Here is a 23,245-nt window from a genome sequence, read left to right on the forward strand (position 1 = left end):
GCCTGCGGCTAACCCATCCTACGGCCTTGGCTTAATCCAGCGCGCGGGCCAGCTGGATCAGCTCGGCGCGCCAGGCAGCGGCCGCTGGCAGCGCCAGAAAATACGGATTGAGCAACGACTCACGCGCTTCATAGGTCAGCGCCTCGCCCTTAAGCGTCAGCACTTCACCGCCCGCCCCTTCTAAAACACCCTGTGCCGCTGCGGTGTCCCACTGCGAGGTTGGCGCCAGGCGCGGGTAACAATCGGCGTTGCCTTCAGCAAGCTGGCAGAATTTCAGCGAGCTGCCGACATTGGCCAGTTGCAGATCACCAAAGCGCTCGCTCAACCCGGTCAACAACGCTTCCTGCGCCGGGCTGGAATGGCGACGGCTAGCCACCAGGGTAAAGGCCTCTTGCGGGGCCAAACGCACACGAATCGGCTCAACCTTACCCGCCGCATCGGCGCGCCAAGCCCCAAGACCGGCACCGCCGTAATAGCACTGACCGGTGGCCGGAATGCCGACCACGCCGAATACCACGCGGCCCTGCTCGATCAGCGCGACGTTGACGGTGAACTCTTCGGAGCCGGCGATAAATTCCTTGGTGCCATCCAGCGGGTCGACCAGCCACCAGCGGCTCCACTGCCCGCGCTCGCTCAGGGCAATATCCGCCGCCTCTTCGGAAAGCACCGGAATATCTGCGGCAAGGGCCAGCAGGCCGTCATTAAGAATATGGTGCGCAGCCAGATCGGCCGCAGTCACCGGCGAGGCGTCAGCTTTTTCATTGACCGTCACATCGGCGCGCCAATGCGGCAGCGTCGCCACGCCAGCCTGACGCACCAGTTCAATCACAGCGGGAATCAGCGGATGGCTCATGGCTTAAAGATCCCACGCTGAGTCAGTACATCGCGGGCCAGGTACAGCGCCGCCAGGGCGCGACCTTCGGTGAATTGCGGGTGCTGAATCAGGCTCGATAGCTCGCGCAGACTGGTCTGATCGACGCGCATCGGCTCCGGCTCATCGCCGGGCAGGCGTTCTTCATAGAGGTCCGAAGCCAGCACCACCTGGATTTTCTGGCTCATATAACCTGGCGACAGGCTCAATTCGGCAAGCAGCTCCAGCTGACGCGCACCGAAGCCGGCTTCTTCCTTCAGCTCACGGTTGGCCGCCACCAACACGTCCTCACCGGGTTCGATCAGCCCTTTGGGCAGCGACAACTGATAGTCATCGGTGCCGCCGCAGTATTCCTCGACCAGCAGGGCGTGCTCGGCATCGACCATCGCCACCACCATCACCGCGCCATAACCTGCGCCCTTGCCCACCAGTCGCTCATAGGTGCGCTCCACGCCATTGCTGAAGCGCAGCTGCAGCTCCTCAACGCGGAACAGGCGGCTGCTGGCGACAATTTCGCGAGCGAGTACGGTGGGTTTCTGACGCATGGGGCGGCTCCTGGGCAGGACATAGCGGGTTATCATAGCGCGGCTTTTCCTATTATCTGCGTAGGAGATTGCGCGATCACGACGCCCACGGCGCAAATCGCGACCGCCTGCGCATCTACCAGAAGAACTGCGCATGCCTGCCTTGCCCTGGAACGCCATCGACACCGTCCTGCTGGATATGGACGGCACCCTGCTCGACCTGCACTTCGACAACCACTTCTGGCTGCAGCACCTGCCGCAGCGCTATGCCGAGCTGCATGGCGTCAGCCGCGCGCTGGCCGAGGCCGAGCTGCTGCCGCTGTTTCGCGAGCACGCCGGCACCCTCAACTGGTACTGCACGGATTTCTGGAGCCGCGAGCTGAACCTGTCGATCCGCGATCTCAAGCGCGAAGTGGCGCACCTGATCGCCCTGCGCCCGGACGCCGACACCTTTATTCAGGCCCTGCGCACCGCCGGCAAACAGGTGGTGCTGATCACCAACGCGCACCGCGATTCGCTGTCGTTGAAGCTGGAACGCATCGAGCTGGCGCCTTATTTCGACCGGCTGATCAGCTCCCACGACTATGGCTTCCCCAAGGAAGACCAGCAGTTCTGGCACGCCCTGCAGCAAGACATCAACTTCGAGCCGGCGCGCAGCCTGTTTATCGACGACAGCCTGCCAATCCTGCGCAGTGCCGGACGCTTCGGCGTCGGCCACCTGCTCGCCGTGCGCCAGCCCGATAGCCAGGCGGGACCGAAGGACACCGAGGAGTTTGCTGCGGTGGAGGATTATCGGGAATTGCTGCGCGACCTTAACGGGAGCGACTGATGATGTGTGGGAGGGGCTTTAGCCGCGACGGTCGCCACTGAAGCGCCTCCCATAAGTGTCACCTACTCGGGAATACGCAGCACCTGGCCCGGATAGATCTTGTCCGGGTGGCTGAGCATCGGCTTATTGGCTTCAAAGATTTTCGGGTAGGCATTGGCGTTGCCGTATTCGGCCTTGGCAATCGCGCTCAGGGTGTCGCCCTTCTTCACCGTGACAAAACGTGCCGCCGGGGCCGGCGTAGTTACACTGATATGGTCTTCCACTTCGGCCACGCCAGCGACGTTACCCAGGGCCAGCAGAATTTTCTCCTTCTCTTCCTGACTGGCCACCTCGCCTCGGGCGATGACTTTATCGCCCTCGACGCTGACCTGGATATTCGGATTCCCCAAGCCCACCTTGGCCACATGCGCGGTCAGTGATTCGGCCGCCTGGGCCTCCTGGCCGACCAGCGACTCCCAGAGTTTGGTCCCGGCTTCTTTAACAAAGGCAAACAGACTCATAAGGCTTCCTCTTGATTCCTTGGAAAGTGGCCGGGCACGCCGCCCGGAGCCAGAAGTCTAGACCCTGATTCGTGACAAAGGTGCCAGGCCCAGCACTGTCGCTGCAGGCCGCGCCCTAGGCCGTATTCAGCGCCAGGAAGCGTTTCACGTCCTGCTAGAATCGGAAAAACTCAGGGCGTTGAAGGATTCATCGTGGATATCAAACAGCTGAAGTTCCTCATCGCCCTGGATGAAACCCGCCACTTCGGCCAGGCCGCCGCGCGCTGCCATATCACCCAGCCAACCCTGTCGATGCGCCTGCGTCAGCTGGAAGACGAGCTGGGCCTTGAGCTGGTTCGACGCGGCCAGCGTTTCGAGGGTTTCAGTGCCGAGGGTGAGCGCATTCTGGCCTGGGCGCGCAGCCTGATGGCCGCGCACGATGGCCTGTATGCGGAAGCGGCCGCCTGCCGTGGCCAGTTGGTCGGCACCCTGCGACTGGGCGTGGTGCCGCTGGCCGGCTTTGATCCGATGCGTCTGGTGCAGTTCTTTGCTGAGCAGCATGCCGGGCTGCGCTTTCAGTTGTTTGCCCTGAGCAGCGAGGAGATTCTCGAACGCCTGGGGCGTAATCAGCTCGACCTCGGCCTGTCCTATCTCGACCGCCTCAACCCGGAGCATTTCGACAGCCTGGAGCTGGCGGAAACGCGCATGGGCCTGCTGTATGACCGCCGGCATTTCCAGTTCACCCGTCCGGCGCTACGCTGGGAAAGCCTGATCGACCTGCCGCTGGGCCTGCTCTCGGCCGGCATGCATTTTCGCCAATCCATCGACCACAGCTTCCGCTCCCGTGGCCTGACGCCCAACCCACGGCTGGAAACCGATGCTGTGCATCAACTGCTGCAAGCGGTCAGTGCCGGGTTGTGCTGCGCGATCATGCCGCTCAACGGCGGCCTGGCCGAGTTCACCGAGCACCTGGCGCTAACGCCCATCGAAGACGCCCACACCCTCGCCCCGCTGGGCCTGATCCTGCGCCGCAGCGCGCCGCGCTCGGCCCTGGCCGAGGCCTGCTTTGCCGAAGCGCACAAGCTGCTGGCCACGGCTGCGGGCTGAAAGGCCCGGACTTGAGACCTTGATAGACCGCATCGATCAATAGATCGGCAACAGCGATTAGACGCCCTCGGCAGAGCGGCCTAGGCTGGCGAAGAAACCACGTCGCCGGGAAGCCTGCTCATGCCACGCCACGCCCCTGCCACCCTCAAAGATAACGCCCCGGTGCTGCTACCGGCGCCCACCTACAGCTATGTCGAACTGGCGGACGCACAGCAGGATGGCGCTGCCGCGCTGGCCAACGAAACCGCCCTGGCGATCAGTTACAACGGCATCAGCCACAGCGTGATGATGGTCTCGCCCAGCGACCTTGAAGACTTTATCTACGGATTCAGCCTGAGCGCCGGCCTGATCGATAGCTTCGATGAGATCTACGATATCCGCCTGCAGCAGCACGACAGCGCCATCAGCGCCGAGGTGCAGGTCAGCAACCGCGCCTTCTGGGCGCTCAAGCAGCAGCGCCGCACCCTGGCCGGCAACAGCGGTTGCGGCCTGTGCGGGGTCGAAGCGCTGGAACAAGCCCTGCCGCAACTGCCCAGCCTCACGCCCGGTCCCCTGCCAGCAGCCGCCCACCTGCAAGGCCTGCGTACGCGAATTCAGGCCGTACAAACGATGGCCCGCCACAGCGGCGCTGTGCATGCCGCGCTGTTTGTTGATGAACAGGGGCAGATCCGCCTGTGCCGCGAAGACATCGGCCGGCATAACGCCCTCGACAAGCTGCTCGGCGCCTTGCATCGCGCAGATGACGACCCGCGCCAGGGCTTTGCCGTGGTCACCAGTCGCTGCAGCCTGGAGCTGATCCACAAGGCCCTGCGCGCCGGCATCGGCACCTTGGTCAGCCTGTCTGCGCCGACCACCCTGAGCGTGCAGTGGGCACGCCAGCACAACCTCAACCTGATCCATCTGCCCCAGCACAGCGCGCCACGGGTCTACAGCCCGGCCGCATCCGGAGTCGCCCAGCCATGAGCCTGCAACCGATCAATCCGCGCTATCAACCGTACAAGGGCGCAGCCGCCGGCTGGGGAGCGCTGCGCAGCGTGACGCACTTCTGGCTGGACAGTAAGCAGCCGTTCAAGAACCTGCGCGCCCTGCTCAAGACCAACCAGCACGGCGGTTTCGACTGCCCCGGCTGCGCCTGGGGTGATTCGCCGGAAGACGGGCGGATCAAGTTCTGCGAGAACGGCGCCAAGGCGGTTAACTGGGAAGCCACCAAACGCCGGGTGGACGCGGCTTTCTTCGCCCGTTACAGCGTCAGCCAACTGCGTGAACAAAGCGATTACTGGCTTGAATACCAGGGCCGCCTGACCGAACCGATGCGTTATGACGCTGTCAGCGATCACTACCAACCGATCAGCTGGGACGCCGCCTTCGCTCTGATCGCCGAGCGTTTAAAGGCACTGGAAAGCCCCAATCAGGCCGAGTTCTACACCTCCGGCCGCGCCAGTAACGAGGCGGCCTACCTGTATCAGCTGTTCGTCCGCGCCTTTGGCAGCAACAACTTTCCCGACTGCTCGAACATGTGCCACGAAGCCAGCGGCGTGGCCCTCGGCCAGAGCGTGGGCGTCGGCAAGGGCAGTGTGACCTTCGCCGACTTCGAGCACAGCGATGCGATCTTCGTGCTCGGGCAGAACCCCGGCACCAACCACCCGCGCATGCTTGAACCGCTGCGCGAGGCGGTTAAACGCGGCGCCCAAGTGGTGTGCTTTAACCCGCTGAAGGAGTGCGGTCTGGAGCGTTTTCAGCACCCGCAACATGCGTTGGAGATGCTCAGCAACGGCTCCGAACCGCTCAACACCGCGTTCTTCCGCCCGGCGTTGGGCGGTGATCTGGCAGCCCTGCGCGGCATGGCCAAGTTTCTGTTGCAGTGGCACCGCGAAGCGCTGGCCCAGGGCGAACCGGCGGTGTTCGACCTGGCCTTTATCGCGGAACACACCCACGGCGTGGACGACTATCTAGCGCTGCTGGACGCCAGCAGCTGGGAGTCGCTGGTCGAGCAATCCGGCCTGAGTCTGGACGAGTTGCAACACGCCGCCCTGCTCTACCGCCGTGCCGAGCGGGTGATCATCTGCTGGGCCATGGGCATCACCCAGCACCACAACTCGGTGGCAACCATTCAGGAGATCGTCAATCTGCAACTGCTGCGCGGCAACCTCGGCCGCCCCGGCGCCGGCCTGTGCCCAGTGCGCGGCCACAGCAACGTGCAGGGCGATCGCACCATGGGCATCAATGAGCGCCCGTCGGCGGCTTTTCTCGATGCGCTGGAGCAACGCTTTAACTTCCAAGTGCCGCGCGCGCAGGGCCACAACACCGTCGAGGCGATCAACGCCATGCTCGACGGTCAGGCCAAGGTGTTTATCGGCCTGGGCGGCAACTTTGCCCAGGCCACTCCGGACAGCCCGCGCAGCCATGCCGCGCTAAGCCGCTGCGCGCTGACCGTGCAGATCAGCACCAAGCTCAACCGCAGCCACCTGACCACCGGAGCCGACGCGCTGATTCTGCCGTGCCTGGGCCGCACCGATATCGACCAGCAGGCCGGCGGCCCGCAGGCGGTGACCGTGGAAGACTCGTTCAGCATGATCCACGCCTCTTACGGCCAGCTCGAACCGCTGTCGGCGCAGATGCGTTCGGAGCCGGCGATCATCGCCGGTATCGCCAAGGCCACCCTGGGTAACCATCCGGCGGACTGGGACGCGCTGATTGCCGATTACCGGCGCATCCGCGAACTGATTGCCGAGACCATTCCCGGTTTCAGCGATTTCAACCAACGCCTGCAACATCCCGGCGGCTTCTACCTGGGCAACGCCGCTGCCGAACGGCGCTGGCTGACCGCCAGCCACAAAGCCAACTTCAAGGCCAACCCGCTGCCCGCCGACCTGCTGCCGCCGCAAGTGCGCAGCAGCGGGCAAACGCCGGATCTGATCCTGCAGACGCTGCGCTCTCACGACCAGTACAACACCACCATCTATGGCCTGGATGACCGCTACCGTGGGGTCAAGGGCCAGCGCCAGGTACTGTTCGTCAATGAGGCGGACATTCTGCGCCTGGGCTTTCAGCCGGGGCAGCAGGTCGATATCCAGTCCATCTGGGATGACGGCATTGAGCGCAAGGTCGAGGGCTTTACCCTGCTGGCTTTCGACATCCCCGCCGGCCAGGCCGCCGCTTATTACCCAGAGGCCAACCCGCTGGTGCCGTTGCAGAGTTTTGGTGCGGGCAGCTTTACTCCGACCTCGAAGTACGTAGCCATCCGCTTGCAGGCCCATCAGGCCGCTGCGCGCATTCTTTAAGCGAATCTGTGGCGGCGATCACAGCGGCGACCAGCGGCAGGGAATTTTTCGGCAAATCGCCCTCTAAGACTGTGCGCGGACAAATCATCCTTTAGAAACAAAGGCCTAGCTCCGCACACCCATTTAGTCGAGAAGGTCTGCCGTATGCGTACATTATTTTCTGCGCTGGTATTCAGCGCCCTGGCTTCGCCCCTGGCCCTGGCGGGCGATACCGGCAAGGTCGCCATCGGCGGCGGTATTGGTGGTGCCCTGGGCAACGTAATCGGTCAACAGGTCGGTGGCAGTACCGGCGCGGCGATTGGTGCAGGCCTGGGCGGCGCGGCAGGTGGCGTCATTACCGCCCGCGACGGTAACAAGACCGAAGCCGCATTGGGCGGCGGCCTGGGCGCAGCCGGTGGCTCGGTACTGGGTAACAAGGTCGGCGGCAGCACCGGTTCAACCATCGGCGCCGGCCTGGGCGGCGCGGCCGGTGGCGCATTGGCTAATGAATACGCAGGCGGCAGCGAACGTGATCGCGGCCATTACCATGGCAAGAAACACAAGAAGCATAAAAAGCACAAACACCACTGAGTGCTGACAGCAAAAAGCCGCCTAACAGCGGCTTTTTGTGTGTGTGTGGTAAGCGCCTTAGCCGCGACACCAGCCTGGCGGCGCGCAGTTCAAGCGCAGCTATGCAGACGGTTCCATCAATAGCACCGTCAGCGCCGCCCGCAGGTTCTCGGGAATGCTCGTCGGGCGGTTGCTGCTGCGGTCGACGAAGACATGCACAAAACGTCCGGCCGCGCAGGCTTCATCTTCATCGGCCTTGAACACGGCCAGCTCGTACTGCACCGAGCTATTGCCCAGCTTGCCGACGCGCAGGCCGATCTCGATGCGTTCGGGGAAGGCGATGGAAGCGAAGTAGTCGCAGCTGGAGCTGACCACAAAACCGACCACCTCGCCGTGATGGATATCCAGGCCGCCGACGTCGATCAGGTAGGTGTTCACCGCACTGTCGAAGAAGCTGTAGTAGGTGACGTTGTTGACGTGACCGTAGACGTCGTTGTCATGCCAGCGCGTGGTGATCGGCTGGAAATGTCGGTAATCGCCGCGCAGGTGTTGGGGTTGGCTCATCGGAAGTCCTTGAGGTTGGCGAGGCGGCTTAATAGGCCACCTGGTAGATGGCCAGGGCATGGGCCTCGGTCATTTCCCGTGGGTTGTTCACCAGCAGGCGCTGTTGCTGCATGGCGTCGCGGGCCAGGGTCGGCAGCATGTCTTGCGGCACACCGGCATCACGCAGGCGCGTGGGTAGGCCGCTGCGCACGCTGAAATCGGCCAGCGCGCCGATCAACTGCTCGGTCTGCTGCAAAACACTGCCGGCCCTTAGCTGATCGCCCAGCACCAGCGGCGCCAGCTCGGCATACAACGGCGCGGCCGCATTGCCGTTGAAGCCCAGCACATGCGGCAGCACCAAGGCGTTACTCAATCCGTGGGGAATATGGAAATGCCCGCCCAGCGGATAAGCCAGCGCATGCACTGCCGCCACCGGCGCATTGGCAAACGCCTGACCGGCCAGACAGGAACCCAGCAACATGGCCTGACGCGCCTCGCGGTTGCCGCCGTTGTGAACCACTTCATCCAAGTTGGCCGCCAGCAGACGCAACGCTTCGCGGGCCAGCAGGTCGGACAGCGGGTTCTTTTTCAGCGCGCTGGTGTAGGCCTCAATAGCATGCACCATGGCGTCGATTCCGGTGGCAGCGGTCACCGCTGGCGGCAGGCCGAGTGTCAGCTCAGCATCGAGCAGCGCCAGGTCCGGCAGCAGCAGCGGCGAGACCACGCCCATCTTGGTGGTTTCGCCAGTGGTGATGATGGAAATCTGCGTGACTTCCGAACCGGTACCGGCGGTGGTCGGCACCAGAATTAGCGGCAAACGCTGACCCCGGGCATTACCGACGCCGTAAACCTGCGCCAGTTCCTGGCCACAATCGGGATGCGCCAGCAGCGCCACCAGCTTGGCCACGTCCATCGAACTGCCGCCGCCAAAGCCGACGATCAGTTGCGCCTTGAGCGCGCGGGCCTGCTCGACCGCTGCCAACAGAATGGACTCGGGCGGGTCGGCGACCACCTGATCGAATACCTCAACGGTCAGCTCGGTGCGAGCAAAGCCTGGGAGCACGTCCGCCAGCAGGCCGAGCTTGCTGATGCCCGGATCGGTGACGATCAGCACCCGTTGCGCGCCGCGCTCGCGGCACAGCTCGGCCAGACGCAGGGATGCACCGATCTCGCACAAAATCTGCGCCGTGGTGGCAAAGCTAAAGGGCAGCATGGGAGTGATCCTCTTGTTGTAATGATTGGCTCGCGCCGCAGCGTGGCGTGCACCCACGCTACGCGCTTCGCTCAGAAGGCGAAACTCGCCTCATCCATGGCCATCAGGCAGTCGGCACCGCCCAGCAGGGACTCGCGATGAGCGCTGGCCCGAGGCAACACCCGGCGCAGGTAGAAGTCGGCCGACTGCAACTTGGCCTGGTAGAACGCCGCTTCGCCATTGCCCGCCTCCAGGGCATCCTGCGCCCGCGCCGCCGCCTGCAGCCAAAAACCGGCCAGCAGCACATAGGCTGAATACTGGAGAAAATCCACCGAAACCGCGCCGATCTCCTGCACATCGCGCTGACTGGCCGCAATCACTGCGCTGCTCAACTCGCGCCACTCGCCCAGACGCGCCTGCACCGTTTGAGCCAGCGCGGCCAGCGCCGGGCGGCCAACCTGAGCGTCGCACAGCGCGCTGAACTCGGCCTGCAGCGCCGACAATTCCGCACCGCCGTCACCGAGCACCTTGCGGCGGATATAGTCCAGCGCCTGAATGCCGTTGGTGCCCTCATACAACTGGGTAATACGGCTGTCGCGCATCAGCTGCTCAATGCCCCACTCGCGGATAAAGCCGTGGCCGCCGTACACCTGCACTGCATGGCTGGCGACTTCCTGGCCCATATCGGTAAAGAAGGCTTTGACGATCGGGATCAGCAGCGCCGCGCGCTTGCCGGCGGCCTTGCGTGCCTTGGCGTCCGGGTGAGCGTGCTCCAGATCAAGCTGACGCGCGCAGTAGACAGCGAGCATGCGGCTGCCTTCGACCAGGCTCTTCTGCGTCAGCAGCATGCGCCGCACATCGGGGTGCACAATAATCGGATCGGCCGCCTTGCCCGGCTCAGCCGGCCCGCTCAGCGCGCGCGACTGCAGGCGCTCGCGGGCATAGCGCAGTGCGCCCTGAAAGGCCGCCTCGCCGATGCCTAAGCCCTGCAAACCGACCTGAAAGCGCGCGTCGTTCATCATGGTGAACATGCAGGCCAGGCCCTGGTTGGCTTCACCGATCAGCCAGCCGGTGGCGCCGTCAAAGTTCATCACGCAGGTGGACGCGCCCTTGATACCCATCTTGTGCTCGATGGCACCGCAGGACAGCGCGTTGCGCGCGCCCGGCGTGCCATCGGCGGCGGCGATAAATTTCGGCACCAGCAGCAGGCTGATGCCCTTCACCCCGGCTGGCGCATCCGGCAGACGCGCGAGCACCAGATGAATGATGTTTTCCGAGAGGTCCTGCTCACCGCCACTGATAAAGATCTTGCTGCCGCTGACCTTGAAGCTGCCGTCGGCTTGCGGCTCGGCCTTGGTGCGCAGCAGGGCCAGGTCGGTGCCGGCCTGCGGTTCGGTGAGGCACATGGTGCCGGCCCATTGGCCACTGACCAGTTTGTGCAGGTAGGTGTCTTTCAGCGACTCGCTGCCGTGCTTGTACAGCGCCAGCACCGCGCCTTCGGTGAGCCCGGAATACACCCGGAATGACAGCGAGGCGCCCATCAGCATCTCGTGAAAGTTGCACGCAAGCATCTGTGGCAGCGCCTGACCGCCGTATTCGCTCGGCCCGGTCATACTCGCCCAGCCGTTATCGACATATTGCTGATAAGCCTCAGCAAAGCCGTCCGGCGTGCGCACCTGGCCATCACTCAGCTGGCAGCCCTGCTCGTCGCTGTTGCGATTGAGCGGCGCCACCACCTCGGCGGCGTAACGTGCGCCCTCCTCCAGCACGCCGTCGATCAGCTCGCGGTCAAGGCCGTTGCCGAGCAGCTCACAGTGGCCACTGATATCGAACAGTTCGTGCAGCACAAAGCGCATATCGCGCAGCGGAGCCTGATAACTCATACCCGGCCCTCCTGCACGTCAGCAAAGCGCTGGCCGTTGCTGGCCAGTTTTTCAATCAGGCGCGCCGGCAGCCAGTGCTCACCGAACGCCGCCTGCAGCGCCTTCAAACGGTCATGAATCGCCGCCACACCCTGGCTATCCGCCCAGCTCATCGGCCCGCCTTTGTCGGCGGGGAAGCCGTAGCCGTTTAGGTAGACCAGATCGATGTCGTGGCTGTTGGCGGCGATGTTCTCTTCGAGGATTTTTGCGCCCTCGTTAACCAGCGCAAGCAGGCAGCGCTCGAGAATCTCCGACGGGTCAATGTCGCGGCGCGTGAAGCCCAGCTGCTCGGATACCTGCAGCACCAGCGCATCCACTTCAGGATCGTGCTCGGCCTGGCGACTGCCTTCGGCGTAGCGGTAATAACCCATGCGCGCCTTCTGGCCGAACCGACCAAGGCCGCACAGGCGGTTATCCACCTGCACCGCCGGATCATCCTGGCCCTTGCCGGCCAGCTCGCGGGCGCGCCATTCCAGGTCGATGCCGACCACGTCATACATGCGGAACGGGCCCATGGCGAAACCAAAGCCCTGCAACGCGGCGTCAACCTGATGCGGATAAGCCCCTTCGAGCAGCAGCATGCGCGCCTCGCGGACATAGGTGTGCAGCATGCGGTTGCCGATAAAACCGTCGCAGTTACCCGCCACCACGCTGACCTTGCCGATACGCTGACCAAGGGCCAGTGCCACGTCCAATACCGCCGGCGCGGTTTTGGCGCCACGCACGATTTCCAGCAACTTCATGATGTGCGCCGGGCTGAAGAAGTGCAGGCCGAGCACGTCCTGCGGGCGTTTGGTCACGGCGGCAATCGCGTCGATATCTAGCGCCGAGGTGTTGCTGGCGAGGATAGCACCGGGCTTCAGGGTGGCATCCAGCGTACGGAAGATCTGCTGCTTGAGTTCAAGGTTCTCGTACACCGCTTCGATCACCAGATCGGCATCCGCCAGCGCGGCGTAGTCGCCCACCGGGGTGACGCAGGCGAGGCGCGCGGCCGATTGCTCGGCGCTGATCCGCCCCAGCTTGAGGTTGTGGGCATTGGTCTCGGCCACCACCTGCATGGCCTGCTCGAGCATCTGCGGGTTGTTGTCCAGCCACAGCACCTGAATGCCGGCGTTGGCCAGGCTCATGACGATACCGCGACCCATGGTGCCCGCGCCGATCACGGCGGCCTGTCGAACCTCGAATGCCTTGCTCATGCCCACTCCTCTGATTGGTGCTGAATGAAATGCCTGTGCTGCAAAGAAAATTCGCCAGCCACCTTAAGCAAGGCGCTACTATTTTTGAAATTTAGTCTTGTGATAAGTCGTATTCAGCATATGAATTTCTCTACCTTCGATCTCAACCTGCTGCGCGTATTCGATGCGCTGATGCGTGAGCAGAACGTTTCCCGCGCGGCCGAGCGCCTGGCCCTGAGCCAGCCGGCGGTGAGCAACGCACTGAATCGCCTGCGCGAACTGCTCGATGACCCGCTGCTGGTGCGGGTGGGCCGCAGCATGCAGCCCACGCCGCGCGCCCAAGCGCTGGAAACGCCGATCCGCGCGGCCCTGCAGCAACTGGAACAGAGTCTCAGTGCCGGCGACGTGTTCGATCCGGCCAGCAGCCGCCAGCACTTCAGCATCGCCGTCACCGACTATGTTGAGCTGATCTGCATGCCGCGCCTGCTTGAACAACTCAGCCAGCAAGCCCCCGGCATGCGCATCGACATCCGCCACCTGAGCCCCAGCCTGCCGGCCGAAGCGTTGGACAAGGGCGAGCTGGACCTGGTGCTGGGGCGTTTCGAGGACATCCCTGCACGCTTTGCCCGCCAACACTGGATGAGCGAAACGCTGCAACTGGCGCTGCGCCGCGACCATCCGCTGGGCAACCAACCGATGGACCTGCCGACCTTTCTGCAGCTGCGCCACCTGTGGGTACACGGCGGACAGACGCGCGGCATGGTCGACCAATGGCTGGGCGAACAGGGCCTGTGCAGGGAGATTCGCTACACCACGCCCAACTACCTGCAGGCCGCGCATATCGTCGCCAGCAGCGAACTGGCTGCCGTACTGCCGACCCAACTGGCGCGCCACTTTGCCCGCCTGCTGCCGCTGCAACTGTTCGAGCTGCCGTTCGCCCTCGGCCCGTTTCACCTGGAAATCGTCAGCCTGGCCCAACGCCAACGTGACCCGGCGCTGCATTGGCTGATTGAACAGATCCAGCAGATCGATCAGCGCTGATCATCCGGCAGTCGGGCAAAGCCTTCCTATACTGACGGCTACTGTCGTACGGTCTTGGGGGATCAATCATGCTGAAATCGGCGTTGGCACTGCTGTTGGTGCTGCTGGGCACACTGGCGCAGGCCCAGAATCTGCAGATCGTGCTGCTCGATAATCAGGGCCAACCGCTCCGCGACGCCGTGCTGTGGATCGAACCCGGTCCTGCGCAAAGCCAACCCGCCACGGCGGTAATGGACCAGCAGAAGCGCCAGTTCACCCCCTATGTTCTGCCCGTACAGGTCGGCACCACGGTGAGCTTCCCCAATTCCGACCCGATCAACCACCACGTCTATTCCTTCTCGCCGGCCAAGCGTTTCGAGCTACGCCTGCACCAGCAGAAAGCCGCACCACAGGAGATGCGCTTTGACCAGCCCGGCCTGGTTACCCTGGGCTGCAATATCCATGACTGGATGCTCGGTTTTATCCTGGTACTCGACACCCCCTGGTTTACCAAGACTGACGAGCAGGGCAAGGCCCGCCTGACCTTCGATGCAGCCGCCGGGCAAACCCTGCAGCTCTGGCACCCGCGCATCGCCGATCCGCAGGAAGCCCTGAGCCGTGCCGTACCCAGCGACGGCACCTTGACCTGGCAACTGACCGGCACGCTTAAACGCGATCCACGGCCGAAAGCACCCGCCTTGCGTCCACAGGGTAAAGGCGGCTACGTGCCATGACCCTGCGCGGCAAGATTCTCGGCTTCTTTCTGCTGCTGTTGCTGGCGGTAATGGTGCTGCTACTGGCATTGGTTTACCGCTCCACGTATCAGCACACCCTGAGCCAGGTGGCCGGGCAACTGAACTTCGCCCATGCGGTGTTGAGCAATGAGCTGCAGAGCCGCCGTCAGGCGCAGAGCGCCATGGCCGATCTGATCGCCAAGGACTTCACCCTGCTCGGTGAAATCGCTGACCTGATCGCCAGCCCTCAACAAGAAGCGCAATCGCTGTCCGCCGCCTTGGAATCGTTTGCCTCACGCAGCCAGGCCAGCTTTGCCTTGGTCAGTGCGCCCGAGGGGCTGATTCTCGCGGGCACCAGCGGTGAACTGCTGCCGGGCGCACAATTGCCCTGGAACGACCTGCTCGACGCAGACGATGCACAGAGCAAAGAACGTCTGGTGGTATTTGGTGAACGGGTACTGCATATCAACGCCACACCAATCTTCGCCCCGCGCCCCAACCTGATGGGCTGGCTGCTGATGGCTTTTGAGCTGGACGATCAGGCCACCGCACACCTGGCCCGACTCAGTGGCGCCGATGTCGCGTTGCTCGACGGCAGCCCTGGCCAGTACCGGGTACTGGCCAGCAACCTGCAGGCACTGCCAAGGGCTGAACTGGCTGGCCAGTTACTGACGAATGCTGAAGGGGTATTTCGTTTTGAATTACAGGGCCTGGAGCAGGTGGCCCTGCGTGCGCCGCTGATCGGCACCAGTAGCGAATTGCAGGTGCTGCTGATGCGCTCGCTGTCCGCTGAGCTGGCCGATTACCAGCCACTGCAATGGCAGCTGGCAGCCATCTTCGCCATCGCCCTGCTGCTAGCCGGACTCGGCGCGCTATGGATCGCCAATACCGTCAGCCGGCCGCTGAGTCAGATGGTCGACAACGTGCGGCGCATCGCCAGTGGCGACTATCAGGTACCAATGGAAACGCAGGCGAGCGGCGAAGTCGGCTTGCTCGCCCGCGAATTTGTCGCCATGCAGCAGGGCATTGCCGAGCGCGAAACCACCATCAGCTTTCTCGCTTACCGCGACCCGCTGACCGAACTGGCCAACCGCAACCGCTTTGTTGCCGAGCTGCAACAGGCTTTGCAGCAGTGCCCGCCAGAGGCTGGCGTCGCCGTGCTGCTGATGGATTTGGATAACTTCAAGGACCTTAACGACACCCTCGGCCACGACGCCGGCGACCAGCTGCTCTGCCTGCTCGCCGCCCGCCTGCAAACGCTGCTACGCCCCGGCGAGCAACTGGCGCGCCTCGGTGGTGACGAGTTTGCCTTGCTGATCAGCCCCTGCCAGCCCGGCTGGCTGATCCCTGCCGCCGAGCATTACCGCGCCGCCCTGCACGAGCCATTCGCCGTACGCGGGATCAGCATGACCCTCAACGCCACGATTGGCATCGCCCTGTATCCGGATCATGGTGAAAGCGCCGGCAGCCTGCTGCAGCATGCCGAGGTGGCGATGTACCTGGGCAAACAGCAGCGTTCACCCTACGCCCTCTACCGCCCGGAGCTGGACCGCCACAGCCTGCTGCGCCTGGCGCTGATGAGCGAATTGAAAGGCGCGGTGGAAGGCGGGCAGCTCAGCCTGTACTTCCAGCCGAAACTGAATATCCGCGCGCGCAGCCTGTATGGCGTGGAATGCCTGGTGCGCTGGATTCACCCGGTACACGGGTTTATTCCGCCGGACGAATTTATCCCCTTGGCCGAACAGACCGGCAACGTCTGCGCCCTGACCCGCTGGGTGGTACGCACCGCCGTGACACAAAGCCGCGCCTGGCAGGAACAGGGGCTGGAACTGAAGACGGCGATCAATATCTCCGCACTGGATCTGGCCGATCCCGGCTTTGCTGGCTTTATCGCCGCGCAACTGGCCGAACAGGGCGTGCCGCCATCCGCCCTGATTGTGGAAATCACTGAAAGCGCGGTGATGGCTGACCCGGAACTGGCCATGGGGCAATTGCAGGAATTGTGCGAGTTGGGCGTGAAACTGTCGATCGACGACTACGGCACGGGTTACTCAAGCATGGCCCAGCTCAAGCGCCTGCCGGTACATGAGCTGAAGATCGACAAGTCCTTCGTGCTGGACCTGCTGAGCAACCCTGATGACGACATCATCGTCCGCTCGACCATCGAACTGGGCCACAACATGGGCCTGAAGATCGTCGCCGAAGGGGTGGAAACCGAGGCCATCCTCGACCGTCTGGATCAGCTCGGTTGCGATATCGCCCAAGGCTACTTGCTGAGCAAACCGCTGCCACCCGCCGCATTTGCCAGCTGGCTGGAGAACTGCCAGTGGCACTTACCCACTACACCTACTGAAGGCGCTGCTCGCCAACCGCTACCACCGGGCAATTAACAATAATCCCACTGGCTCTCACACTGACCAAGCCTTGCTCCTGCGCTTGCAACACGGCATCAGCCGAACGCAACGGGCTGCCTGGCGTACCACTCAACCAGCGCACCTCATAGACATGCCACAACGGGCTGTAGGCCGTGTCCTGGTTATCCCCACCTAACGGCAGCGGGATAGACGGGAACACACTGGCCTGGCTGTCATCAACAAACTTGTAGACCCGATCATAAGTCGCCAACGGGTGCGGGCCGGGCATGTCGGGCAACGCATTGGCCAGTCGCGGCACGTAGTTGGCCTGCATCACTGTCGCCATCTGCGCATCCGAAATATCGGTGGTCAGGTAGTAAACCTGCTCACCGTTGTACCAACCCGGTAACACCGGCAGGCTCATATGAGTGAAATGCGAACTGCCACAACCGCTCAACAACAGGGTTAACAACGACAAACCAAGCAAAGCACGCATGCACAGCTCCCTTAGACTTTTCCAGTGATCAGGCCAGTAGAGTCTGATTGTCCGGCGTTATTACAGATTCAGACATAACCCACCTTGGCCCGTGCCAACAGCACGGCGGTACAGGCATAGCTGTCGCCAGTAAGCGCCTTAAAAATTCAACACGCACAAAAAAGGCCGCTGCCGATCATCTTGATCAGCAGCGGCCCGGGAAAACGGTGGGGCGCAGGTTAAAACGCGTTATCACCAATCAACATGCCGTGCACAACCATATAGGTCTTGCGCCCGGACTGCAGAGTCAGTGGGCTGCGCTCGGCAATGACCCAGCCTTTGGCCAGCAGTTTGTCGATATGCGCCCGCAGCTCTGGCAGGTAGCGTTGCTCTTGCTGAAGCGATTCCATTCTTTTCATCCTCTAGAGGACTCCTTTGCGACAGCAGCCAGGTATACCGGCCCGTTCATCCGTGAAAGCTGTCACAAAAGCATAGTGGCCCTATGCCTGCTTCTAAAGCGGCAAATGGCCACATCTCTGTAGGCATAACGCGCCAAGCAGCTATAGCGTTTGGCTTACATTGTTTGGCAGTTTAGACCGCTGTGGCTGTGCTGGAAGATTCGCCGACATGCGGTGAACTGAACTCCAGGTATCCGTCCTCAACCTTGCCATAACGCAGCAGCGCCAGGTCCAGCAGGTAGTTCTGGTAGAGCTTCCACGGCGCGCGATCCCCCTGGCTGGGGATCTTGTCAGCAGCGCGTTTGATATAGCCGGAGGCTAGGTCCAGGAACGGCGCATTCTTGACCTGCCGCGCCGTGTCGCGCGGGGTGCATTGGCGCATGCCGTTGGCATCCATATGGTTGATCAGGCGGCAGAAGTATTCGCTGGAGAGGTCCGCCTTGAGCGTCCAGCTGGCGTTGGTGTAGCCCAGCACCACGGCGGCATTGGGCAGGTCACGCAGCATGATGCCGCGATAACCCATGCTCTTGGACGCGTCAAACGGCTGCCCGTCGACCGTCACCTGCATACCGCCAAACAGCTGCAATTCCAGCCCGGTGGCGCTGATGATCACATCCGCCGGCAGCTCCTTACCGGACTTCAGGCGGATGCCCTTGGCGGTAAAGCCGTCGATATGCTCGGTGACCACCGAGGCCTTGCCATTGCGCAGCACCTTGAACAGATCGCCATTGGGCACCGCACAGACCCGCTCATCCCAGGGTTTGTAGCGCGGGCTGAAGTGGCGCATGTCGAAATCCTTACCCAGCTGATGCCGGGCCAGGCCCAGCAACGCCTTGCGCACCAGGTTGGGGAAGGCCTTGGCGAGCTTGTAGAAGCCCAGCTGTATCGCCACCTGACGGGTGCGCGCCAGACGATAGACCCAGGTTTCCGGCAAGAACTTGCGCAGCACGTCAGAGATCGGATCACCCTGCGGCAGGCTCACCACATAGGTCGGTGAGCGTTGCAGCATAGTCACGTGCCTGGCCTTGTCGGTCATCGCCGGCACCAGGGTCACGGCCGTCGCGCCGCTGCCGATCACCACCACGTTCTTGCCGCTGTAATCGAAGTTTTCCGGCCACAGCTGCGGGTGGATAAAGTCGCCCTTGAATAGTTCGCGACCTTTGAACTCGGGGGTGTAGCCTGCTTCGTAGCGGTAATAGCCGGTGCACATCAGCAGGTGCTGACAACTCAGTTTGATCGGCTCCGGTTCATCGCCGCGCTGCACCTGCAGGGTCCAGGTGGCGCGTTCACTGCACCAGTCGGCCTTGAGTACCTTGTGGCGGAAGCGGATCTTTTCCTGAATACCGTTTTCCTGGGCCGTTTCCTCGATGTAGCTGCGGATCGACGGGCCGTCGGCAATCGCCAGCGGATTGGTCCAGGGTTTGAAGTTGTAGCCGAGGGTGAACATATCCGAGTCGGAACGGATGCCCGGGTAACGGAACAGATCCCAGGTACCGCCCAGGGCTTCCCGACCTTCGAGGATGGCGAAGCGCTTGCCGGGGCAGTGTTTCATCAGGTGATAGGCCGCACCGACGCCGGACAAGCCGGCACCGATGATCAAGACATCCAGATGTTCGACAGACATGGGGGCTCCTCAGGCTTCTTCTTATGGCTGCAGATCGATGCATCGATCTGTGATGCCCGCCAGATTCACCCCCAATAGCGCGTTTGTCATCCAACCTTTAGTGGTGTGATCAGGCGCAGGCTGACCACAGTTATGGCTGAAGAATGACTAGAGCGCTCAACAACCTACCCAGCGATCAGAAACGGTTGCGCAACACCACTTCGTTGTACGGCAGTTTGCCGATGCGCGGCTTGGGTTCAATGGTCTTCTTGCCGACGGCGACCATCAGGGCGATGACATGGTTTTCAGGCAAGTTGATCAGCTTGGCTACGGCATCGAAATCGAAACCATCCATCGGGCAGGAGTCGAGGCCTTTGCCGCGTGCGGCGAGCATCAGGGTCTGCGCCATCAGGCCACAGCTGCGCATGGTTTCATCGCGCTGCACCTGCGGTTTGTAGCGGTAGTAGGTGTCGATGGCGCCAGCCATGTAGGCCTGCACTTCTTGCGGAGCGCCTTCCCAGACGCGGCCGACATCTTCCTGCCAGCTGTCGAGTTTGGCGCACACCACCACCAGCATTGAGGCGTCGGTCACCTGCGCCTGGCCCCAAGCCACGTCACGCAGCTGCTGGCGCAGTGCGGGATCGCTGACTTCAACCAAACGCACGTGCTGCAGGTTGAACGCCGATGGCGCGAGCAGCGCCAGCTGCAGCAGTTCATCCTTCTCGGCATCACTCAGAGTAAATGCCGGGTCATAGCCTTTGACGGCGCGGCGGCTGCGGATGGCTTCGTCGATGTGCATGGGCGTTCCTTATGTGCAGAGTGTGAAAGAGGGCAATGCTAGGCACTCGGCAGCACGAATGCCAAACGCCATTAACGATAGAAACTATCGAAACAGGCGATGGGAGTGGCCCGCCTGTTAAAATCCGCACCCCGCAAACAGGTCCCGACCATGCAAGCAACCGCCCTTGTCACCCTGCAGCAACACCTGCTCGACGCCCTGACTGCACCGCCCAGTGAAACTCGCCGGCTGTTTCACGGCAGAGGCCGCTGCTGGCCGGGGTTAGAGCAGATCACCGTGGATTGGTTGCAAGGCGTGCTACTGGTGGCGCTGTTCAAGCCGGTGAGCGATACCGAACTGGCCGCGCTGCAGCAGATGCTGCTCGACCTCGGCCACTCCAACGCCTGGCAGCAAAGTGGCGCACACAGCCTGTTGCTGCAACTGCGCTACCTGCCGGAAAGCCCCACGCAGTGGCTGCTCGGCGAACCGGTCGAGCACTGGGATATCTGTGAGCACGGCCTGCACTACCGCCTCGACCTGGGCAAAAAGCAAAACAGCGGGCTGTTTCTCGATATGCGCTATGGCCGTCAATGGGTACAGGCGCAGGCAGCGGGCAAGCGCGTGCTCAACCTATTCGCCTACACCTGCGGATTTTCCGTGGCGGCACTGGCCGGCGGCGCGCACCAGGTGATCAATCTGGATATGGCCAGGGCTGCTCTCAGCCGTGGCCGTGACAATCACCGGTTAAACCAGCACGACCTCAGCCAGGTGGTGTTTCTCGGCCACGACCTCTTCAAATCCTGGGGCAAGGTGGCCAAGTACGGCCCTTATGACCTGATCATCATCGACCCACCGTCGTTCCAGCGCGGCAGTTTCGTGCTGAGCAAGGACTACCCGAAGGTGCTGCGCCGCCTGCCTGAACTGCTGAGTGCGAACGGAGTGGTGCTGGCCTGTAGCAATGAGCCGGAAATAGGCCCCGATTACCTGATCCAGGCCATGGCCGCTGAAGCACCAAGCCTGCGCTTCAGCGAACGCCTGGAAAACCCGCCGGAGTTTCCCGACAGCCAGCCGGACAGCGCTCTCAAGGCCCTGGTTTTTCGCCACGGGCAAGGCCTGCATATGCCGCACTAGAGGGCTCGCCAGGGCAAACCATGGCGCATTACAAACTGGTCTACAGTTAGGCAACCATCCCTCGCGAGATCATTGCAATGACGCTGAAAACCCTTGGCCTTGCCCTGTCCGCCACCCTGTTACTGGCCGCTTGCGCCAGCAAAACCACGCAACCGTCGCAGTATTCGGGCTTCCTCAGTGACTACTCACAACTGCAGCCTGCACAGTCGGCCAGCGGCGCGCCGGTGATGCGCTGGGTATCGCCGGATTTCAAACCGGAAAACTACCGCTCGGTGCTGGTAGAAAGACCGGTGTTCTACCCTGCACCAACCGCAACTGCACAGGTCAGTCAGCAGACTCTCGACGAAATCGCCCTCTACCTGCAGCAGGCCATGCGCCTTGAGCTGGCCGGACGACTGAAGGTTGTCGAATATGCAGATCGCGACACCCTGGTACTGCGCTCAGCCATAACTGCGGTCAACCTGTCGCCGGAAGGGTTGAAAGTCTATGAAGTGGTGCCGATTGCTCTGGTAGCCGCAGCCGCCAGCACCGCCGCCGGCACCCGCGACCTCAACAGCAGTATTTATGTCGAACTGGAAGCCATCGACGGCCGCAACAGCCAGCCGATGACCCGCGTGGTGCGCAAGGGCCATGGCCTGCAGCTGGAAAACGACAGCACTCAACTCAGCCTCAAGGACATCAAGCCGGCGCTGGATGAGTGGGCCAAGGATGCGCGCAACTTCAAACCCTAAGGTTTAACGGCTCAGGCAAAGACAAAGTATTTGCGCACCGTCTCAACAACTTCCCAGGTGCCCTTCATCCCGGGTTCGACGATAAAGATATCGCCGGCGCGCAGGTGAATCGGCGCCTGGCCTTCCGGGGTGATGATGCAATACCCCTCCTGGAAGTGGCAGTACTCCCATTTTTCATAGGCCACCTGCCATTTGCCGGGTGTGCAAATCCAGGTGCCCATGATCTTGCTACCGTCCTCAGAGGTGTAGGCGTTGAGGTTGACGGTGTGCGGCTCGCCGGCGATGCGCGTCCACTTGCAGGCATCCAGCAGCGGAATCGGCTGGGTATCACGCAGTACGGTAATCGGTGACATGGGTGGTGGCTCCTGAGGTCGGTAGAACAACAAACGCCAGCCTAGAACCGCCGCCTTGCCGGGACTGTCCTGAAGTCGACCTGCAACTGCCTGGAAACGCAGCCCCTTCGCCCAGGCTGATGGGCAAACTGCGTGCTACCTTGAAAGGGGCCTGTTGGTTTATTCCCGCCGCTTGCCCGATCCGGAGATGCTTTATGTCCAGTCTTTACCGCTTGGTCACCCGCAGTGATTTTGACGGCCTGGTGTGCGCCGCTCTGCTCAAACACCTCAACTTGATCGACGACATCCTCTTCGTCCACCCCAAGGACATGCAGGACGGCAAAGTGGCGATCACCAGCAATGACATCACCACCAACCTGCCCTATGTGCCTGGCTGCCACCTGGCCTTCGACCACCACCTCAGCGAAACCATTCGCAACCAGCCGGCGAGTAATCACCTGATTGATGCCGATGCGCCTTCGGCGGCGCGGGTGGTGTGGAAGCACTACGGTGGCCACGAGGCCTTCCCACGGGACTGGGACGAAATGATGGAGGCCGTGGACAAGGCTGACGCTGCGCAATTCAGCCGTGACGATATCCTCGACCCGCAAGGCTGGGAGCTGCTGAGCTTTATCATGGATGCGCGCACGGGCCTCGGGCGTTTCCGCGACTTTCGCATCTCCAACTACCAGCTGATGATGCAGCTGATCGACTTCTGCCAGACCCACGGCATTGACGAAATCCTCCAACTGCCGGACGTCGATGAGCGCGTTGCGTTGTACCTGGAGCACCAGCGCGAGGCCAAGGCGCAGATCCAGCGCTGCGCCACGGTCTACCACAACCTTGCGGTGCTCGATTTGCGCAACGAGGAGACGATCTACGCAGTCAACCGCTTCGTCATCTACGCCCTGTACCCACAGTGCAATATCTCGATCCACGTGATGTGGGGCGTTAAACAGCAGAACACCGTGTTCGCCATCGGCAAATCGATCCTAGACCGCAGCTCCAACACCAATGTCGGCGAACTGTGCCTGAGCTACAACGGCGGCGGCCACGCCAATGCCGGCACCTGCCAGGTGGCCAACGAGGACGCCGAAGCAGCGCTGCGCGAGCTGATTGCCGAGATCACCGCAGACGGTTAGGCCTGTTTCAGTACG

General features: G+C 62.4%; 23 protein-coding genes. 11 read left to right on the forward strand and 12 right to left on the reverse strand.

The annotated features are described in order from the left end of the window. Positions 1 to 31: 31 nt before the first annotated feature. A complete protein-coding gene (cysQ, locus tag RHP75_RS19630) occupies positions 32 to 853 on the reverse strand; it encodes a 3'(2'),5'-bisphosphate nucleotidase CysQ (RefSeq protein WP_311089671.1) in 822 nt (273 codons plus the stop codon). Further along, the gene (gene nudE, locus RHP75_RS19635) at positions 850 to 1,416 is read right to left on the reverse strand and encodes an ADP compounds hydrolase NudE (RefSeq protein WP_311089672.1); all 567 of its coding nucleotides are present in this window, start codon (positions 1,414 to 1,416) and stop codon (positions 850 to 852) included. Before nudE ends, cysQ begins: the two co-directional genes overlap by 4 nt. A gap of 133 nt (positions 1,417 to 1,549) precedes the next feature. Between nudE and yrfG the strand changes: the two genes are divergently transcribed. Then, positions 1,550 to 2,224, forward strand: a complete 675-nt coding sequence (gene yrfG, locus RHP75_RS19640; protein ID WP_311089673.1) for a GMP/IMP nucleotidase — start codon at positions 1,550 to 1,552, stop codon at positions 2,222 to 2,224. Between the two features lie 62 nt (positions 2,225 to 2,286). Here yrfG and lysM read toward each other — a convergent pair whose 3' ends face one another. Next, positions 2,287 to 2,724: a peptidoglycan-binding protein LysM gene (lysM, locus tag RHP75_RS19645; RefSeq protein ID WP_311089674.1), complete on the reverse strand. Its 438-nt coding sequence runs from the start codon at positions 2,722 to 2,724 to the stop codon at positions 2,287 to 2,289. Between the two features lie 192 nt (positions 2,725 to 2,916). Here lysM and RHP75_RS19650 point away from each other — a divergent pair, with 192 nt between their 5' ends. The 4 genes from RHP75_RS19650 to RHP75_RS19665 all read left to right on the forward strand — a co-directional run bounded on the left by RHP75_RS19650 (position 2,917) and on the right by RHP75_RS19665 (position 7,661). After that, positions 2,917 to 3,810, forward strand: a complete 894-nt coding sequence (locus tag RHP75_RS19650) for a LysR family transcriptional regulator (protein WP_311089675.1) — start codon at positions 2,917 to 2,919, stop codon at positions 3,808 to 3,810. Between the two features lie 120 nt (positions 3,811 to 3,930). Next, positions 3,931 to 4,773, forward strand: a complete 843-nt coding sequence (gene fdhD / locus RHP75_RS19655) for a formate dehydrogenase accessory sulfurtransferase FdhD (RefSeq protein ID WP_311089676.1) — start codon at positions 3,931 to 3,933, stop codon at positions 4,771 to 4,773. Then, positions 4,770 to 7,091: an FdhF/YdeP family oxidoreductase gene (locus RHP75_RS19660; protein ID WP_311089677.1), complete on the forward strand. Its 2,322-nt coding sequence runs from the start codon at positions 4,770 to 4,772 to the stop codon at positions 7,089 to 7,091. Before fdhD ends, RHP75_RS19660 begins: the two co-directional genes overlap by 4 nt. Before the next feature lie 144 nt (positions 7,092 to 7,235). Continuing rightward, positions 7,236 to 7,661: a glycine zipper domain-containing protein gene (locus tag RHP75_RS19665; protein ID WP_311089678.1), complete on the forward strand. Its 426-nt coding sequence runs from the start codon at positions 7,236 to 7,238 to the stop codon at positions 7,659 to 7,661. Between the two features lie 99 nt (positions 7,662 to 7,760). Here the strand turns inward: RHP75_RS19665 and RHP75_RS19670 are convergent, their stop codons facing one another. The 4 genes from RHP75_RS19670 to RHP75_RS19685 all read right to left on the reverse strand — a co-directional run bounded on the left by RHP75_RS19670 (position 7,761) and on the right by RHP75_RS19685 (position 12,493). Next, entirely contained in the window at positions 7,761 to 8,204 is a 444-nt protein-coding gene (locus RHP75_RS19670) for a thioesterase family protein (protein ID WP_311089679.1), read from the reverse strand. Positions 8,205 to 8,232: 28 nt separating this feature from the next. Continuing rightward, positions 8,233 to 9,396, reverse strand: coding sequence for an iron-containing alcohol dehydrogenase (locus RHP75_RS19675; RefSeq protein WP_311089680.1), 1,164 nt, complete (start codon positions 9,394 to 9,396; stop codon positions 8,233 to 8,235). 71 nt (positions 9,397 to 9,467) lie between these two features. Beyond that, positions 9,468 to 11,258: an acyl-CoA dehydrogenase C-terminal domain-containing protein gene (locus tag RHP75_RS19680; protein ID WP_311089681.1), complete on the reverse strand. Its 1,791-nt coding sequence runs from the start codon at positions 11,256 to 11,258 to the stop codon at positions 9,468 to 9,470. Beyond that, complete coding sequence (locus tag RHP75_RS19685; RefSeq protein WP_311089682.1) at positions 11,255 to 12,493, reverse strand: 3-hydroxyacyl-CoA dehydrogenase NAD-binding domain-containing protein; 1,239 nt, start codon at positions 12,491 to 12,493, stop codon at positions 11,255 to 11,257. The genes RHP75_RS19680 and RHP75_RS19685 overlap by 4 nt, the downstream gene beginning before the upstream one ends. A gap of 120 nt (positions 12,494 to 12,613) precedes the next feature. On the opposite strand from RHP75_RS19685, the gene RHP75_RS19690 reads away from it, so the two are divergent. The 3 genes from RHP75_RS19690 (at position 12,614) to RHP75_RS19700 (ending at position 16,616) form a co-directional block, all read left to right on the forward strand. Beyond that, positions 12,614 to 13,513 carry a LysR family transcriptional regulator gene (locus RHP75_RS19690; RefSeq protein ID WP_090250359.1) on the forward strand — a complete coding sequence of 300 codons (900 nt, stop codon included), beginning with the start codon at positions 12,614 to 12,616 and terminating at the stop codon, positions 13,511 to 13,513. Positions 13,514 to 13,581: 68 nt separating this feature from the next. Then, complete coding sequence (locus RHP75_RS19695; protein ID WP_311089683.1) at positions 13,582 to 14,226, forward strand: methylamine utilization protein; 645 nt, start codon at positions 13,582 to 13,584, stop codon at positions 14,224 to 14,226. Further along, positions 14,223 to 16,616 (forward strand): EAL domain-containing protein, encoded by a 2,394-nt coding sequence (locus RHP75_RS19700; protein ID WP_311089685.1) that lies wholly within the window; start codon positions 14,223 to 14,225, stop codon positions 16,614 to 16,616. The genes RHP75_RS19695 and RHP75_RS19700 overlap by 4 nt, the downstream gene beginning before the upstream one ends. On the opposite strand, the gene RHP75_RS19705 is transcribed toward RHP75_RS19700, so the two are convergent. The 4 genes from RHP75_RS19705 to RHP75_RS19720 all read right to left on the reverse strand — a co-directional run bounded on the left by RHP75_RS19705 (position 16,573) and on the right by RHP75_RS19720 (position 19,915). Then, positions 16,573 to 17,076, reverse strand: coding sequence for a hypothetical protein (locus RHP75_RS19705; RefSeq protein WP_311089686.1), 504 nt, complete (start codon positions 17,074 to 17,076; stop codon positions 16,573 to 16,575). The two genes, RHP75_RS19700 and RHP75_RS19705, sit on opposite strands and share 44 nt — an antisense overlap. Before the next feature lie 218 nt (positions 17,077 to 17,294). Further along, a complete protein-coding gene (locus tag RHP75_RS19710) occupies positions 17,295 to 17,465 on the reverse strand; it encodes a hypothetical protein (protein ID WP_167143638.1) in 171 nt (56 codons plus the stop codon). 181 nt (positions 17,466 to 17,646) lie between these two features. Beyond that, complete coding sequence (locus tag RHP75_RS19715; protein WP_311089688.1) at positions 17,647 to 19,137, reverse strand: NAD(P)/FAD-dependent oxidoreductase; 1,491 nt, start codon at positions 19,135 to 19,137, stop codon at positions 17,647 to 17,649. A 175-nt stretch (positions 19,138 to 19,312) separates the two neighbouring features. After that, positions 19,313 to 19,915, reverse strand: coding sequence for a nitroreductase family protein (locus RHP75_RS19720; RefSeq protein ID WP_311089689.1), 603 nt, complete (start codon positions 19,913 to 19,915; stop codon positions 19,313 to 19,315). 150 nt (positions 19,916 to 20,065) lie between these two features. Between RHP75_RS19720 and RHP75_RS19725 the strand changes: the two genes are divergently transcribed. Then, positions 20,066 to 21,025 (forward strand): class I SAM-dependent methyltransferase, encoded by a 960-nt coding sequence (locus RHP75_RS19725; RefSeq protein ID WP_311089690.1) that lies wholly within the window; start codon positions 20,066 to 20,068, stop codon positions 21,023 to 21,025. Positions 21,026 to 21,102: 77 nt separating this feature from the next. Next, entirely contained in the window at positions 21,103 to 21,756 is a 654-nt protein-coding gene (locus RHP75_RS19730; protein ID WP_311089691.1) for a DUF3313 domain-containing protein, read from the forward strand. Between the two features lie 11 nt (positions 21,757 to 21,767). Here RHP75_RS19730 and RHP75_RS19735 read toward each other — a convergent pair whose 3' ends face one another. After that, positions 21,768 to 22,109, reverse strand: a complete 342-nt coding sequence (locus RHP75_RS19735) for a cupin domain-containing protein (RefSeq protein ID WP_310284786.1) — start codon at positions 22,107 to 22,109, stop codon at positions 21,768 to 21,770. 194 nt (positions 22,110 to 22,303) lie between these two features. On the opposite strand from RHP75_RS19735, the gene RHP75_RS19740 reads away from it, so the two are divergent. Continuing rightward, positions 22,304 to 23,230, forward strand: a complete 927-nt coding sequence (locus tag RHP75_RS19740) for an exopolyphosphatase (protein WP_311089692.1) — start codon at positions 22,304 to 22,306, stop codon at positions 23,228 to 23,230. The last annotated feature ends 15 nt before the right edge of the window (positions 23,231 to 23,245 follow it).

It is taken from the genome of Pseudomonas sp. SG20056 (genome assembly GCF_031764535.1).
Classification (GTDB): Bacteria; Pseudomonadota; Gammaproteobacteria; order Pseudomonadales; family Pseudomonadaceae; genus Aquipseudomonas.

Excerpts from the sequence above, each read along its gene's own strand:
- cysQ (WP_311089671.1), bottom strand. The coding sequence starts at position 853 with ATGAGCCATCCGCTGATTCCCGCTGTGATTGAACTGGTGCGTCAGGCT.
- nudE (WP_311089672.1), bottom strand. The coding sequence starts at position 1,416 with ATGCGTCAGAAACCCACCGTACTCGCTCGCGAAATTGTCGCCAGCAGC.
- yrfG (WP_311089673.1), top strand. The coding sequence starts at position 1,550 with ATGCCTGCCTTGCCCTGGAACGCCATCGACACCGTCCTGCTGGATATG.
- lysM (WP_311089674.1), bottom strand. The coding sequence starts at position 2,724 with ATGAGTCTGTTTGCCTTTGTTAAAGAAGCCGGGACCAAACTCTGGGAG.
- fdhD (WP_311089676.1), top strand. The coding sequence starts at position 3,931 with ATGCCACGCCACGCCCCTGCCACCCTCAAAGATAACGCCCCGGTGCTG.
- RHP75_RS19660 (WP_311089677.1), top strand. The coding sequence starts at position 4,770 with ATGAGCCTGCAACCGATCAATCCGCGCTATCAACCGTACAAGGGCGCA.
- RHP75_RS19665 (WP_311089678.1), top strand. The coding sequence starts at position 7,236 with ATGCGTACATTATTTTCTGCGCTGGTATTCAGCGCCCTGGCTTCGCCC.
- RHP75_RS19670 (WP_311089679.1), bottom strand. The coding sequence starts at position 8,204 with ATGAGCCAACCCCAACACCTGCGCGGCGATTACCGACATTTCCAGCCG.
- RHP75_RS19675 (WP_311089680.1), bottom strand. The coding sequence starts at position 9,396 with ATGCTGCCCTTTAGCTTTGCCACCACGGCGCAGATTTTGTGCGAGATC.
- RHP75_RS19680 (WP_311089681.1), bottom strand. The coding sequence starts at position 11,258 with ATGAGTTATCAGGCTCCGCTGCGCGATATGCGCTTTGTGCTGCACGAA.
- RHP75_RS19685 (WP_311089682.1), bottom strand. The coding sequence starts at position 12,493 with ATGAGCAAGGCATTCGAGGTTCGACAGGCCGCCGTGATCGGCGCGGGC.
- RHP75_RS19690 (WP_090250359.1), top strand. The coding sequence starts at position 12,614 with ATGAATTTCTCTACCTTCGATCTCAACCTGCTGCGCGTATTCGATGCG.
- RHP75_RS19695 (WP_311089683.1), top strand. The coding sequence starts at position 13,582 with ATGCTGAAATCGGCGTTGGCACTGCTGTTGGTGCTGCTGGGCACACTG.
- RHP75_RS19700 (WP_311089685.1), top strand. The coding sequence starts at position 14,223 with ATGACCCTGCGCGGCAAGATTCTCGGCTTCTTTCTGCTGCTGTTGCTG.
- RHP75_RS19705 (WP_311089686.1), bottom strand. The coding sequence starts at position 17,076 with ATGCGTGCTTTGCTTGGTTTGTCGTTGTTAACCCTGTTGTTGAGCGGT.
- RHP75_RS19710 (WP_167143638.1), bottom strand. The coding sequence starts at position 17,465 with ATGGAATCGCTTCAGCAAGAGCAACGCTACCTGCCAGAGCTGCGGGCG.
- RHP75_RS19715 (WP_311089688.1), bottom strand. The coding sequence starts at position 19,137 with ATGTCTGTCGAACATCTGGATGTCTTGATCATCGGTGCCGGCTTGTCC.
- RHP75_RS19720 (WP_311089689.1), bottom strand. The coding sequence starts at position 19,915 with ATGCACATCGACGAAGCCATCCGCAGCCGCCGCGCCGTCAAAGGCTAT.
- RHP75_RS19725 (WP_311089690.1), top strand. The coding sequence starts at position 20,066 with ATGCAAGCAACCGCCCTTGTCACCCTGCAGCAACACCTGCTCGACGCC.
- RHP75_RS19730 (WP_311089691.1), top strand. The coding sequence starts at position 21,103 with ATGACGCTGAAAACCCTTGGCCTTGCCCTGTCCGCCACCCTGTTACTG.
- RHP75_RS19735 (WP_310284786.1), bottom strand. The coding sequence starts at position 22,109 with ATGTCACCGATTACCGTACTGCGTGATACCCAGCCGATTCCGCTGCTG.
- RHP75_RS19740 (WP_311089692.1), top strand. The coding sequence starts at position 22,304 with ATGTCCAGTCTTTACCGCTTGGTCACCCGCAGTGATTTTGACGGCCTG.